Below are 12842 nucleotides of genomic sequence, written 5' to 3'. Positions count from 1 at the left end.
CCTCCTACGTGTGGATCACCCGGCCCAGGACGTCCAGGGCCGCCTCCCGGATCGCTTCCCCGAGGGTGGGATGGGCGTGGATGGCCCGCACGATCTCCTCCGCGGTGGCCTCCACGGTGCGGGCGAGGATCCCCTCCGGCAGCAGCTCCGTCACCCGGGGCCCGATCATGTGCACCCCCAAGATCTCCCCGTATCTCGCGTCCGCCACGATCTTCACAAACCCCTCCCGGATTCCGAGGATCGCGGCCTTGCTGTTCGCGGCGAAGGGGAACCGGCCCACGCGGACCTGGTAGCCCTGTTCCCGGGCCTGGGCCTCCGTCAATCCGAAGCTGGCCACCTCCGGCAGGGAATAGGTGCACCGGGGGACGGAGAGGTAGTCCACGGGTCGGGGATCAAGCCCCGCCATGTCCTCCACGGCCACCACCGCCTCCTCGCTCGCCACGTGGGCGAGCATGGGCACCTGGTGGACCACGTCTCCGATGGCCCAGATCCCCTCCACGGTCGTGCGCATCCGGGCGTCCGTCCGGATGAAGCCTCCTTCGTCCACCTGCAGCCCCACCGTCTCCACCCCCAGCCCCTCCAGGTAGGGCGCGCGTCCCACGGCCACCAGGAGCACGTCCACCTCCACCTCCACAAGCCCTCCGTCCTGAGCGGCCACCAGCCGCAGTCCGCCCTCTGTGGACTCCACCCTCTGGAGCTTTGCTTCCGTGTAGATCTTGATGCCCCGGCGCTCGAAGGCCCTGCGGAGGGCCTCGCTCACCTCCTCATCCTCGCCCGGGAGCACCCGGGGCAGGAGCTCCAGCATGGTGACCTCGCTCCCGAAGGACCGGAAGATGCTGGCGAACTCCACCCCGATCACCCCCGCGCCCAGGATTCCGAGCCGGCGGGGGACCTCCTGGAGGGCCACCACGTGGTCGCTGGTGAGGATGCGGCTGCCGTCCACCACCACCCCCGGGAGGCTCCGGGGTACCGACCCTGTGGCGAGCAGCACGCGCCGGGTCCGGAGCTCGGTCTCGGATCCGTCCTGGAGGGAGACGTGCACGAGGCCCCGATCCGCCAGGCGCGCCGTTCCCTGGAACACCGCGATGCCGTTCTTGCGCATCAGGTACTCCACGCCCCGGTGAAGGGTGTTGACCACTCGTTCCTTATACCGTTGGACCGCGGCCATGTCCAGGGAGGGCTCCCCCACCCGGATCCCGAACTCCCGGGCGCGCCGCGTCTCCTCCAGGAGCTCCGCCACCTGCAGCAGGGCCTTGGTCGGGATGCAGCCGAGGTGCAGGCAGGTTCCGCCGAGCTTGCGGCGCTCTACGATGGCGGTGCGCATCCCGAGCTGGGCGGCGCGGATGGCCCCCACGTATCCTCCGGGACCCGCTCCGATGACCACGAGATCATAGATGTCCTCCACGCGCTCCTCCCGCCGCCGCTTGGTCCGATCCTCCTCACACGATCGGGCCCCGCGCCCTGACAGCACCTCCGGGCGCAGGGCCTCCGGCCGTCGGTCTCACCCTCCGGGCCCGCAGGCTCAGCGGGTCTGCTGGCGGACGACCTCCGCGATGTGGCCGTAAAAGGCGTTCACTCCCGTCACCAGCGCCGCCAGCGCCATCACCACCAGCACCACGGCGCCCAGGTAGGCGAGGGTCCGCCGTCCCCCACCCTGGCTGTACGCGTACGGGAGCATCCCCACGCTGGCCAACCCCGCGGAGACCCACAGGACGAACGTCACCGGCGGGGTCCGCGTCAGCTGGAAGTCCAGGACCGCCCGCGCCCCCTGGAGCAGGAACAGCCCCATGAAGGCCGCGGGCCACGCCAGCATGCGGAGGTCGAGCCCCGTGTACAGGTAGAAACCCGCCATGATGAGCATCAGGGAGAACAGCCCGGTGCTGGTCCCGAACAGCTCCGAGTAGTGGCCGACCGGGAACCCGGCCCAGTCCGACCAGATGAGCTGGACGAACCCTCCCAGGGAAAACACCCCGAGGGCGAAGAACAGCGCCCCGAAGGACTTCCGCAGCTCCGCGGTTTCCTTGCCCGTAGCCACGGAGTACAGGTACACAGCACCCGCGATTCCCGCCGCGGTGACCAGGGCGAGGATCAGGACGAGAGGATTGTGCGAACTCAGGGCCTGTCTCACCGGCAACACCCCCTTTGCGGACGTGGTGGAGGGAACGGCCACGCGATCGGTTCTCCGATCCAGCCCTGAAGGCCGATGGGCCTGCGGCCAGTGAACCCTTCGTCCAGGCCGTGCCGGTACCGGATCTGCGGCTCACCGATCCTCCAGCAGTAGTATACGGGCTTTCCGGCCCGGAAGGTGAGAGCGCCCAGGCCACGGGGAGCTGGGATGCGGCCTCCTCGTCAGGGAAGAGGCCGCCTCACCCGTCCAGCTCCGAAGCACGGCTGTGGGCGAACAGCCGGATGATCTGCTGTTCCACGGTGGGCGAAAGTCCCTGCTCGAACCGGAGGGCCTCCCGGGCCGCCACTTCCGCCTCCATCCCCAGCACATCGCACAGGAACCGCTGGGAGAGGCGGTACCGCCGCTCCTTGCCGAAGGCCCGGTGGCTCCCCTCTGGGGTGAGGCGGATTCCCTCCCGCCGGGAGTACGTCACGAGTCCCATCCGCTCCAGCCGGCGTACCATCTCGTGTGCCGTGGGAGGCGAAACCCCCATCTGGCGGGCCAGGGCAGTCAGGGAGACCTTCCCTCCTCCGGCCCGCAGGTGCAAGATGGCCCGCAGGTACTCCTCGATCCGTCTGCTCGTCACCCGCATTCCGGACACCGTCCCCGCAGCTCCAGGTGCACGCCGGAAACGGAAAAGCCCTCCGGAAGCCATCTCCGGATCCGGGGAATCCAGCTCTCCTCCCCCAGGTCGTAAACCCGGTGGCAACGCTCGCAGATGAAGTGGGCGTGATCCGTGAGGACCCCGTCGTACCGCCGGTGCCCTCCCGTCACGATCTCGCGGACCAGCCCCTCCGCCTTCAGCACCCGGAGGTTCCGGTACACGGAGGCGAGGCTCGTACTCGGTAGATCTACCCGCACCCGCTGGAGGATTTCCTCCGCGGTGGGGTGCGACCGGGTCGCCCGGAGGGCCTCCAGGATGGCTTTCCGTTGCCGCGTCAGTCTCATAAGAACGAGAGTCGCTCTCATTATCTGGCAAAATGGAGCGGTTGTCTAGGGGGCTAGCGGACCGTAACCCGGATCACGTGGTAGCCGGTCGCGCCCTCGGGGAGGGAGGGTCTGGGGGCAGGGTCCTGGGGGAATCCCCGGCCGTCCCACGCGCGCACCGCCAGGGTGTACCGGCCCGGGCGGGCATCCCACCGGAGGGCCCACAGCACCCAGGTGTGTCGGCCGAGGGGAGGCTTGAGGGCAGCCCCTTGCCAGGTCCGCCCGCCGTCGAAACTCACCTCCACCGCCTTGATCCCGCGGTCGCCCGCGTACGCCACCCCTCCCACCCAGACCGGACCCGCGGGCAGGACCGCGCCGTTCCGGGGGGTGGTGAACTTCGAGAGGGTCTTGACCACGGCTTCGTCGCTCCACCCCTGGGACTCCCAGTAGCCCAGGTGGTCCTTGTCCGTGAGCTCGATCTCGGTGATCCACTTCGGGTTCTTCATCCCGTACAGGCCCGGAATCACGGCCCGGAGGGGGAAGCCGTGGGGCTTGGGAAGGACTTCCCCGTTCATCTCGTAGGCCAGGAAGGCGTCCGGGTCCAGGAGGTCCGCGAGGGGGACCGAGGTGTGGTAGCCGTCCGCGCACCGGAACACCACCCTCCGCGCCTGGGGCCTGGGCCGGGCGCGTTCCAGCAGGTCCCGGAACCGGACCCCCTTCCACACGGCGTTGCCGATGAGGTCTCCGCCCACGGGGTTGCTGATGCAGGCGAAGGTGTGGGGCCGGCTGACGGATGGAAGCCTTTTCAGGTCCTCCAGGGAGAGCACCAGCCGGTTCTCCACAAGGCCCGTCACCTCCAGTCGCCACCGCCGGGCGTCCACGTCCGGGTCGAAGAAGTTCTTGCTGACGGTGTAGAAGGCCCGGTTGGGCGTGATCTCCGGGGGGAGGCCCCGGATGCGGGCGAACAGGGCCTGTGCCCCTGCGGCCAGGCGCACCGCCCACTCCGCCAGGGCGGATCCCGCGAGCAACCCCGCCAAGAACCGCATCCCCCGCCGGAGCAATGCCCTCCGGCTCAAGGGGTTCTGGTCGCCGGTGGACGGTGCGTTAGCGTCTTTCCTTAGCAGGAGGACGAGCGGACCGGCATACGCAAGGCTCCACAGGCCTCCAAGCGCCGCCACGAGCTCCGGGGGCCCTGCCTTCTGGCCGAGGAGTCCCCCGCCCGCAAGCGGCAGGAGCACGAACATCCACGCCGTCCAGACGAGCAGGGTGGCCGCCGCAACCGCCATAGGCGTCGAGCGGACCTCACGGATCCACCGCCTCAGCCCCAGTGCTCCGACAGCCCCCAGCCCCGCCACCGTGAGGTTGGCCAGGGCGAGGGCCAGGATCTTCCCGAAGTGCTCCAGGCCCAGCACCGATCGGCCGAAGGCCTCCAGGGCGTTCACCAGGTAGGCGAACCAAACGGGGGGAAGCCACCGGAACAGGCGCTCGCCGATGAGTTCCACGGGGATCCGCACGCCCGCGGCCTCCCGCATCCAGAGGGGCAACCCGAGAATCAGGCCACCGAGGCGGAATCCGCCGAAGGCCAGCACGCCCAGCACCCCACCCCACAGCACCGCCCGCACACCTTTATTATGGCCTGACCCCTGGGCGTCTGATCGATCGTGCGAAAACCGGTTGCCCGCGCGTTCAGTCCCACGGAACGGGCAAGTGGTCTTCCCGGACGTCTTAAACGAATTCGGGGAGGTCCTGCGCCGGGCCGCAGAGGCCCTGAAGGGACCCGACCTGCGGGATGTGCCTTCCGGAGCCCGCCGGGGCCGATGATTCCCGTCCGCTCAAGGGAGATGGGACCCCCTGCGGCCTCCGGAGGGGGCGGGCTGGGCGTCGGTGTCGGAGGGCCGCTGGGGCTCGCGGGCCCGTCCGGGCTTGGGCCGCAGGCTGGGCTTGGCGCGGGAGACGAACTGAGCCACCGCCTCCAGGGTGACCCGGCCGATGAGCTGCGCGTCGAAGTTCGACACGGACACGTGGCTCCACCAGGGGCCCACCCACACGGAGGCCGAGGTCTGGCTGCGCTGCGCCTGCCCCTCGGGTCGCGCGAGCACCGCCGCGGTCTCCGCGTCCACCACCATCCCGCGGATGTGGACGGTGGTGGTGATGGTGTACGCACAGCCCACGAGGGGGAAGCACCCGCCGCGGTGATCTTGGTCGAACTGTTCCACCTCGCCCATGATCACGTCGTCCGCGCCCGCCCGTGCCGCCGCCCGGCTCACGTCCTGCACGTCCAGGATGCCCCGCGTGTCCAGGCGCTGGGCCTCGAGCGCGTTGCGGGTCTCCGACCGCGACAGCACCCGCACCGACCCGTCCTCCCGCAACCGCGCCACGATCCGGTCGGTCACCACCTCGGACGCGGGCGACCATCCCACGGACACCGCGAAGTCCACCACCATCACCACCGGCCGCCCGTCCTGCGCGGGCGCCGCCTGCGGCGCGGCCGCTAGACCGACGAGGAGGGCAACGAGGACCGGGACGGATCGCCGCACGGTTCTCACCTCCCCACCGACGTTCCCGTCACCGGCCGTGCCGGGCCGTCAAGGTGTAAGGTGTTCCACCAGGACGCCCGGAGCTCCTGCCGGTACGCGGTCGGCAACCTGGTCGTCCCACGCCGCCTTGCCGGCCGTTCCCTGGTCGGCGCGGCTCAGGGCGCCGCGCGCGGAGGTCCCTGTCGGTACATCAGGCCCACCCGGACGCCGTTGAAGTCGTGGAGGGGGCCGCGGCGGTAGCCCCGGGATTCCAGCCCGCGCACCAGATCCTCCGTGGAACCCGGAGGGACCGGGGAGACCAGGACGAGCCAGATCCGCCGGTGCTCGGGCCGCAGCAACCGCACGGCCTCCTGGAAGTGCTCGCGCATCGCCTCCCGGTTCCACCGCCGCACGTCCGGATCGATGGCGATCTCGGGTCCGGGCGGATCAAAATACCGGTGCAGCGCCGCTTGGGCCCCACCCATGTAGTACACCACCACGTCCGTGGGCCGATAATGCGCCCGCAGGTGCCGGGCCGCGAGGTCGTACCGGAACCCCTGGTAGGCGGGATTGCCCTGGAGGTTGTCGATGGCGGGCCACAGAAAGAGCAGCACTCCTGCCGCGGCCAGGGCACTCACCAGGAACGGGGAAGCCCGCCGCGCCGCCTCCCGCAGTCCCACGATCCCCGAGCCCAGCGCCACGGCCACAAAGGGCTGGAGGTGCGCGAGGTGGTAGAAATAGGCCGCCTCCCGTCGCAGCACGAGCGAGGCCAGGACGAAGACCGCCACGGGAAGGGCCCAGCACAGGATCAGGAGCCCGCAGCCTCCCCGGTCCCGCCGCCACAGCTCCCCTACCCCGGCCGCGGCCAGCACCGCGAAGGGGAACACCAGAAGCGGCTGGTACTTCCACTCCAGCCCTGGCCAGCGCAGGTACCCCGGCATGCCCAGGAGGTACCCCCCAAACGCGTGCACCGCGAACACCTCCAGCCCGTACGTGGGCCGCATGGGGTCCCGGTACGGGATGGGATTCGCAAACAGGGACCGGCCCAGGGCTGGAAGCCAGGGCAGGTAAAGCAGGAGGCCCGTACTCCCGCCGACCAGCAGCCCCCGCCACCGGCGTCGCAGCGCCATCCACACGCCGTGGGCCACCACCAGGGGCCCCGCGTAGTAGCTGAGGTAGAGCAGGAACGCGGCAGTTACGCCGTAGAGCGCCCAGTCGAGGTCCCGGTTCCGCCGATCCGCCCGGTGGAGCATCCAGGTAGAGAGGACCGCGGCCGCGGTGAGGGGGGCGTACATGCGGACCTCGTTGGAGTTGTAGATCTGGAAGGGGTTGAGGGCCACGAGGGCCGCGGCCGCGACCCCCACCGCAGGACCCCCGAGCCGCCGCCCGAACCCCCACGCGAGCACCACCCCCACCATCCCCCACACCACCGACAGGGTCCGGGCGCTCGCCACATCGCCTCCGAAAAGGCGAATCCACCCCTGCAGCATCAGGTAGTAGCCGGGCGGGTGAGGATCTACCCGCGGGAGGTTCGTCCAGATGTAGCCCACGGGCCTCCGCGCCACTTCCAGGCTGAAGGCCTCGTCGTGCCACAGGGAGCGCACGGAGAGCATCTCCAGCCGCAGGCTCAAGGCCAAAAACAGCACCGCGGCGAGGGCCCACGGCTCCCACCGCCGTCCCCGGTCCTGAGTCGTCTCCCCGGGAGGGCACGACTCCGCCTTCCGTACCAGCGCCTCCGTGGTCACCGTCCTCCCTCCCCGCGCACGAACAGGGTCACCCGCACGCCGCCGAACTCCCGGTGGTCCCGCACCCGATGCGTCCGCGCAAGCCACCGGTACGTGGCATCGAACAGCCCCGGGGGCATCGGGGGTTCCTCCAGGACCCAGATCCGTTTCCGCCTTGCCGCAAGCGCCGTCATCCCCATTCTCACCTCCCCGGGATCCGGCGCGTCCCGGCGGGTGCCGAGGAAGGCCCATTCCGCCCGCACTCCCGGTGCATAGTACGCGAGGCCGAGCCGTTCCCAGGAAGGGAACACCACCACCGCATCGTCTGCCCGGACGTGCGCCCGCAGGTACGCGCCCATGGATTTGCGGTCCCCTGTTCCCGCGGTGGGAGAGGCCGCGAACGCCGCGAGGGAGGCCAGGCTGAGGACGAACAGGATCCCGAACGCCACCGCTCCGGCCGCCCGCCGCCGCGCCGGTGCACGCCCGAGCTCCGCCACCGCCGCCCCCGCGGCCACGGCCCAGAAGGGCAGGGCGAAGACGAAGTAGCGGGGGTAGGCCACGAGGGACCGGGTCCAGAGGGAAACTCCCAGCAGCACCGCGGCCGGAAGCCCGACGCACCACCCGAGGAGAGCCCCCAACCGGCGGTCGCCCCGGACCACGGCACTCCCCCCAAGCCAGATCGCCCCCACGACCGGGAGCGCGAGGAGGAGCTGGGTGGTGAGGTCCGCGGTGGGGTGGAGGTACGGCGAGGCACTCCCGAACGCCCTCCCCCCGAACCCCACCAGGTGCAGGATCTGGAGCGGGAGGGTGGCGGGAAGCGGCCCCCGCCAGGGCGGGTTGATGCGGCCGTCGAGCACGTGGTGCCACAGGACCGGAAGCCAGGGCAGGAAGGCAAGTCCCGCGAGGGCGGAGGCCAGGAAAAACCGGAGGCGGGCCTGCGGGCTCCCACACCTCAGGACGAACCCGCCCAGGGCCGCGCAGAACACCGCGCCCAGGTAGTGGGTGTAGAGCAGCGCCCCCAGGAGCACTCCGAGAATCCAGGGACGACGACCCGGGTCCGACGTCATGCGCCACACCGCCAGGGCCGCGAGCGCAAACAGGGCCACAAGCAGCGCGTACCGGGTGGCCTCCACGGAGGCGTACAGGAACAGCGGCGAACCGAAAAGCCACAGGGCCGCGGCTTGACCCGCCCCGGGCGAGATCTCCGCGCCCAGCCGCGCCACGGCCCCCACCGTCCCGAGCCCCGCCAGGGCCGAGAGGGCTCGGAGGACCACCTCCCCGGAACCGAACAGGGAGATCCAGGCCCTGAGCAGGAGGTAGTACAGGGGCGGGTGGGCGTCGTGGAGGTACGTGAACCGCAGGAGGTCCCGGATCGGGAGCGAAGCCGCGTGGGCCGCGAAGAGCTCGTCGAAGGAGAGGCTCCGGCCTCCCACCAGGAGGAGGGCGCCCGCCAGGAGGGCACCTCCGGCCAGGCACAGGACATCCCGGGTCACGGGGCGCTCGGCCTCCGGAATCCGGACCGTCCAGCGGGAGGAAGAAGCCTGCACCGGCATAGACCCAGAGCAACTCCCCTGCCACCACGGGGCAGCCGCAACGGCGTCGGTGCTACGATAGACGGGTGGAAGGCGGGCGGCCGGGCCGGTCGCCCGGCCGCCCGCCAGGGGGGAGGGTGGTGCTACGGGCTAGAAGCCGCTGGAGTTGATGACCCGGCTCCCGTTGCTCTGGATGGTGTAGGTGATGGTGGCGCCATCCACCGGCCCTTGTCCTACCGCACTCGCGACGCAAGGGCCAGGGTTGCTGCAGTCTCCACCCTGAAAGTCCCAGTTGTTGGTATCCTCTGGGAGCGAGACGGCAGCTGTTCCGGCGAACTGGTTCTTCTCCACGTAGTACAGCCACTGGGCCGTGGCCCACTCCTGGAGCTTCTCCGCGGCCTCCGCGTAGTAAGCCTTGCGCCGGGTGCTGAGATAACTCGGCAGCGCCAAAGCCAGCAGGATGGCGAGGATCACGATCACCATGATGAGCTCGATGAGCGTGAACCCCCGCTCCTCCCTGAGTTTTCTGCGAATCCGTCCGAGCATACGTCCCTCCTTCCGGTCGAGGTTTTGGCCTTTCCCGCTCTCCGCCTCGAATCAGAGCAACTTCCGTGCCACCACCTCCTCCCTTTCTCATCTCCCTACCCGGTCTTCTACCCACCTCGGGCCCGTCTTAGACGCCTCCCTCCGGAGTTTTTTAGAACCCCTCCCAGGTCACCTGGCTCGTCCCGTCCCCGCTCAGGACCAGGAGCACCTTGGCGCCCTCCACGGGGGTGTTGTCGTTGCCCTTGGCGGTCATGGTGCACTTCGTGCCCGCGCAGGTCTCGTAGGCGAAGGTCCAATGGTCGGTGGGTGCGGCGGGCTCGTTGGGGAAGCCCGTGAAGGTCCCGTGGGCGAGGTAGTGGGCCCAGGCGGTCTCCCGCATCTCCTGGAGCTTCTCCCCCGCCTCTGCAAAGTAGGCCTTGCGCCGGGCGCTGTAGTAGTTGGGCAGGGCCAGGGCCACGAGGATCCCCAGGATCACCACCACCATCACGAGCTCCACCAGGGTGAACCCCGTCTCGGACCGCAGCGCCCGCCACACCATCCCGCCTGGGCAACGGAGCAATCTCCGTGCCATCCTAGAACCCGTACGACGCCACCTCCGCGGTCCCGTCCGCCCGGAGGGTCACCACCACCGTGGCCCCCGCGACCGGGGTCCCCTCCCTCCCCAGGGCCCGCAGGAGGCACACCCCGTCCCGGCACGGCCCGTAGCCGAAACGCCAGTGGGGGGTGGGCGGAGGGGTGGCCGTGGGGTAGCCGTCGAAACTGCCCCGGCGGAGGTAGTGGGCCCAGGCGGCCCGCCGCATGAGCTCCAGGGTCTGCTCCGCCTCCCGGTAGGCGGCCTGGCGCCGGGCCGCGTAGTGCTCCGGGATCCCCAGGAGCACCAGGGTGGCGAGGAGCAGGCCCAGGCTCAGCGCCGCGAAGGGATCCGGGGTGAAGAAGCCTCCCCGGCGCTCCCGGTTCCCCTCTCCCTTCTGCCCGTTCCCCATCCCGATCGAAGATCTGCCCAACTTCCCGGCTTTTTAGACACCTCTTCGGGCCGAAGGAGGGACGGACCTACCTCCCGGCAAGCCGCCTCCCCCGGCTCAGGGCGTGTCGGGCGAGAGGGACCTGTTCTACTTCCTCCTCGGTGTAGCAGAAGAGGTCAAGGGGAAGCCCGATGCCCTCGAAGTACGGGAGGTATTCGGAGGGACGCTCCATCCAGGGACGGTCGGAGGAGCGGAGGAGGAGCAGGAGGTCCGCGTCGCTTCCCGGAACCGCCCGGCCCTCGGCGAGGGATCCGAACAGGACTACGGCCTTCACCTCCGGCCGCTCCTCGACGACGCGCCGGGCGGCCTCCTCGAGCCGGCGCCACGCCTCCTCACGGTTCAGCCAGTAGACCCTGACAGAACCGTAGGATCGCCTCTCCACAACCGATGGCACGGCGGGCGTCCTCCTCCGTGTAGTACCTCCCCGGTGCTCCCTGGGCCCAAGCGTTCGGATACCGGGTGGGAATGTAGAACCGGTCCAGCCACCGCGCGCACTCCAGGATCTCCCCGGGTACATCCACCTGCCCGGCAAGGCCGTGCACGAGCTCCGTGAGCGCATGCCCCCACGCCTCTCCCCCGCGCTTCTGGTACACGGCCTTGATGGCCTTCTCCGCCGCCTGTTGGGCGATAAAGCAGGCCCACTCGAAGTAGCCGCCCTGCGCCTGCCACCGGGCGCTCTCGAGATCCCGGTGCGCCTGCTCCATCCAGTCCCGGCTGCGTTCTGCCATCCTCAAGCCAGCATAGCAAAAAGGGGGGCGGGACTCTGCCCGCCCCCCTCTTCGGACCGCGGAGACCGGGCCGGACTACGGCGTCGGCGTCTTCTCCTCCTCTTCCTCCTTCTTCTCCACCACCACGGCCTCGGTGGTGAGCAGCAAGCCCGCGATGGAGGCGGCGTTCTGCAGGGCACTGCGGACCACCTTCGCGGGGTCCACCACCCCGGCCTGGAACATGTCCTCGAACCGGCCGGTGACCACGTTGTAGCCCACGTTGACGTCCGGCTGCTGGCGCACCTTCTCCACGATGATGGACCCCTCCTGCCCCGCGTTCACCGCGAGCTGCCGGACGGGCTCCTCCAGGGCCTTGCGCACGATCTGGGCCCCCACGGCCTCATCGCCCTCCAGCTTCAGCTCATCGATGGCCTTCTGAGCGCGGAGCAGGGCCACGCCGCCGCCGGGGACGATTCCCTCCTCCACCGCGGAACGCGTGGCCGAGAGGGCGTCCTCCACCCGGGTCTTCCGGTACTTCATCTCCGTCTCGCTGGCGGCGCCGATGCGGATCACCGCCACACCGCCCACGAGCTTCCCGAGCCGCTCCTGCAGCTTCTCCCGGTCGTAGTCGGAGTCGGTCTCCTCGATCTGCTTGCGGATCTGCTGGATCCGCTTCTCGATCTCCTTGGGATCCCCCATCCCGCCGACGATGATGGTCTCCTCCTTGCGGACCCGCACCTGCTTGGCCCGGCCCAGCTGCGAGAGGTCCGCGTTCTCCAGCTTGAGGCCGAGCTCCTCGCTGATGACGGTGCCGCCCGTGAGGATGGCGATGTCCTGCAGGATGGCCTTCCGCCGCTCCCCGAAGGCGGGCGCCTTCACCGCGCAGACGCTGAGGGTGCCCCGCAGCTTGTTGACCACCAGGGTGGCCAGGGCCTCCCCCTCCACGTCCTCCGCGATCACGAGCAGGGGCTTCCCGGTCTGCACCACCCGCTCCAGCACGGGCAACAGATCCCGCACGGAGGAGACCTTGCGGTCCGTGATCAGCAGGAACGGCTCCTCCAGGACCGCCTCCATCTTCTCGGGGTCCGTGATGAAGTACGGGGAGATGTAGCCCTTGTCGAACTGCATCCCCTCCACGATCTCCACCGTGGTCTCGATGCCCTTGCTCTCCTCCACGGTGATCACGCCGTCCTTGCCGACCTTGTCCATGGCATCCGCGATGATCTTGCCGATGCCGGGGTCGTTGGCGGAGATGGTGGCCACCTGCTCGATGGCCTCCTTGGTCTCCACGGGCTTGCTGATCTTGCGGATGTACTCCACCGCGGCCTCCACGGCCCGGTCGATGCCCCGCTTGAGGGCCATGGGGTTGGCGCCCGCGGCCACGTTCTTCAGCCCCTCCCGGATGATGGCCTGGGCCAGGACCACCGCGGTGGTGGTGCCGTCGCCGGCCACGTCGTTGGTCTTGCTGGCCACCTCCCGCACGAGCTGCGCCCCCGCGTTCTCAAAGGGGTCCTCCAGCTCGATCTCCTTCGCCACCGTCACCCCGTCGTGGGTGATGGTGGGGGATCCCCACTTCTTCTCCAGAACCACGTTGCGGCCCTTCGGGCCGAGGGTGATCCGGACGGCATCCGCCAGCTTGTTCACCCCCCGCTCCAGGGCCCGACGGGCTTCCTCGTTGTACAGGAGCACCTTCGCCGGCAT

General features: G+C 69.9%; 15 protein-coding genes. All 15 read right to left on the bottom strand.

The genetic code is table 11. The annotated features are described in order from the left end of the window. Positions 1-4 precede the first annotated feature (4 nt). The 15 genes from lpdA to groL all read right to left on the bottom strand — a co-directional run bounded on the left by lpdA (position 5) and on the right by groL (position 12842). Complete coding sequence (gene lpdA / locus QN206_05490) at positions 5-1471, bottom strand: dihydrolipoyl dehydrogenase (GenBank protein ID MDR7614260.1); 1467 nt, start codon at positions 1469-1471, stop codon at positions 5-7. 51 nt (positions 1472-1522) lie between these two features. Continuing rightward, positions 1523-2128 carry a DUF981 domain-containing protein gene (locus QN206_05485; GenBank protein ID MDR7614259.1) on the bottom strand — a complete coding sequence of 202 codons (606 nt, stop codon included), beginning with the start codon at positions 2126-2128 and terminating at the stop codon, positions 1523-1525. Then, on the bottom strand, positions 2125-2319 hold the full coding sequence (locus tag QN206_05480; GenBank protein ID MDR7614258.1) for a DUF2203 family protein: 195 nt from the start codon (positions 2317-2319) through the stop codon (positions 2125-2127). Before QN206_05480 ends, QN206_05485 begins: the two co-directional genes overlap by 4 nt. Positions 2320-2366: 47 nt before the next feature. Beyond that, complete coding sequence (locus QN206_05475) at positions 2367-2759, bottom strand: metal-dependent transcriptional regulator (protein ID MDR7614257.1); 393 nt, start codon at positions 2757-2759, stop codon at positions 2367-2369. Then, positions 2750-3115 (bottom strand): transcriptional repressor, encoded by a 366-nt coding sequence (locus QN206_05470; protein MDR7614256.1) that lies wholly within the window; start codon positions 3113-3115, stop codon positions 2750-2752. Before QN206_05470 ends, QN206_05475 begins: the two co-directional genes overlap by 10 nt. A 53-nt stretch (positions 3116-3168) precedes the next feature. Further along, positions 3169-4716, bottom strand: a complete 1548-nt coding sequence (locus tag QN206_05465) for a molybdopterin-dependent oxidoreductase (GenBank protein ID MDR7614255.1) — start codon at positions 4714-4716, stop codon at positions 3169-3171. A 210-nt stretch (positions 4717-4926) separates the two neighbouring features. Then, positions 4927-5631 carry a CsgG/HfaB family protein gene (locus tag QN206_05460; protein MDR7614254.1) on the bottom strand — a complete coding sequence of 235 codons (705 nt, stop codon included), beginning with the start codon at positions 5629-5631 and terminating at the stop codon, positions 4927-4929. A gap of 155 nt (positions 5632-5786) precedes the next feature. Then, positions 5787-7355, bottom strand: coding sequence for a glycosyltransferase family 39 protein (locus QN206_05455; protein MDR7614253.1), 1569 nt, complete (start codon positions 7353-7355; stop codon positions 5787-5789). Next, a complete protein-coding gene (locus QN206_05450) occupies positions 7352-8827 on the bottom strand; it encodes a glycosyltransferase family 39 protein (GenBank protein ID MDR7614252.1) in 1476 nt (491 codons plus the stop codon). The genes QN206_05455 and QN206_05450 overlap by 4 nt, the downstream gene beginning before the upstream one ends. A gap of 189 nt (positions 8828-9016) precedes the next feature. Next, positions 9017-9412 carry a prepilin-type N-terminal cleavage/methylation domain-containing protein gene (locus QN206_05445; GenBank protein ID MDR7614251.1) on the bottom strand — a complete coding sequence of 132 codons (396 nt, stop codon included), beginning with the start codon at positions 9410-9412 and terminating at the stop codon, positions 9017-9019. 151 nt (positions 9413-9563) lie between these two features. After that, the gene (locus QN206_05440; GenBank protein MDR7614250.1) at positions 9564-9950 is read right to left on the bottom strand and encodes a prepilin-type N-terminal cleavage/methylation domain-containing protein; all 387 of its coding nucleotides are present in this window, start codon (positions 9948-9950) and stop codon (positions 9564-9566) included. A 34-nt stretch (positions 9951-9984) separates the two neighbouring features. Then, positions 9985-10416, bottom strand: coding sequence for a hypothetical protein (locus QN206_05435; protein ID MDR7614249.1), 432 nt, complete (start codon positions 10414-10416; stop codon positions 9985-9987). A gap of 46 nt (positions 10417-10462) precedes the next feature. Beyond that, the gene (locus QN206_05430) at positions 10463-10816 is read right to left on the bottom strand and encodes a nucleotidyltransferase domain-containing protein (protein ID MDR7614248.1); all 354 of its coding nucleotides are present in this window, start codon (positions 10814-10816) and stop codon (positions 10463-10465) included. Further along, positions 10767-11162: a HEPN domain-containing protein gene (locus tag QN206_05425; GenBank protein MDR7614247.1), complete on the bottom strand. Its 396-nt coding sequence runs from the start codon at positions 11160-11162 to the stop codon at positions 10767-10769. The genes QN206_05430 and QN206_05425 overlap by 50 nt, the downstream gene beginning before the upstream one ends. A gap of 75 nt (positions 11163-11237) precedes the next feature. Next, the gene (gene groL, locus QN206_05420; GenBank protein ID MDR7614246.1) at positions 11238-12842 is read right to left on the bottom strand and encodes a chaperonin GroEL; all 1605 of its coding nucleotides are present in this window, start codon (positions 12840-12842) and stop codon (positions 11238-11240) included.

The sequence above is a fragment of the Armatimonadota bacterium genome, assembly GCA_031460175.1.
GTDB classification, from domain to species: domain Bacteria; phylum Sysuimicrobiota; class Sysuimicrobiia; order Sysuimicrobiales; family Sysuimicrobiaceae; genus Sysuimicrobium; species Sysuimicrobium tengchongense.
This window is presented reverse-complemented; position numbering and strand designations above follow the sequence as displayed.

Bases quoted from the DNA above. Each gene is read 5' to 3' on its own strand.
- QN206_05475 (MDR7614257.1), bottom strand. From the start codon at position 2,759: ATGCGGGTGACGAGCAGACGGATCGAGGAGTACCTGCGGGCCATCTTG.
- QN206_05470 (MDR7614256.1), bottom strand. From the start codon at position 3,115: ATGAGACTGACGCGGCAACGGAAAGCCATCCTGGAGGCCCTCCGGGCG.
- QN206_05445 (MDR7614251.1), bottom strand. From the start codon at position 9,412: ATGCTCGGACGGATTCGCAGAAAACTCAGGGAGGAGCGGGGGTTCACG.
- QN206_05440 (MDR7614250.1), bottom strand. From the start codon at position 9,950: ATGGTGTGGCGGGCGCTGCGGTCCGAGACGGGGTTCACCCTGGTGGAG.
- QN206_05425 (MDR7614247.1), bottom strand. From the start codon at position 11,162: ATGGCAGAACGCAGCCGGGACTGGATGGAGCAGGCGCACCGGGATCTC.
- groL (MDR7614246.1), bottom strand. From the start codon at position 12,842: ATGCCGGCGAAGGTGCTCCTGTACAACGAGGAAGCCCGTCGGGCCCTG.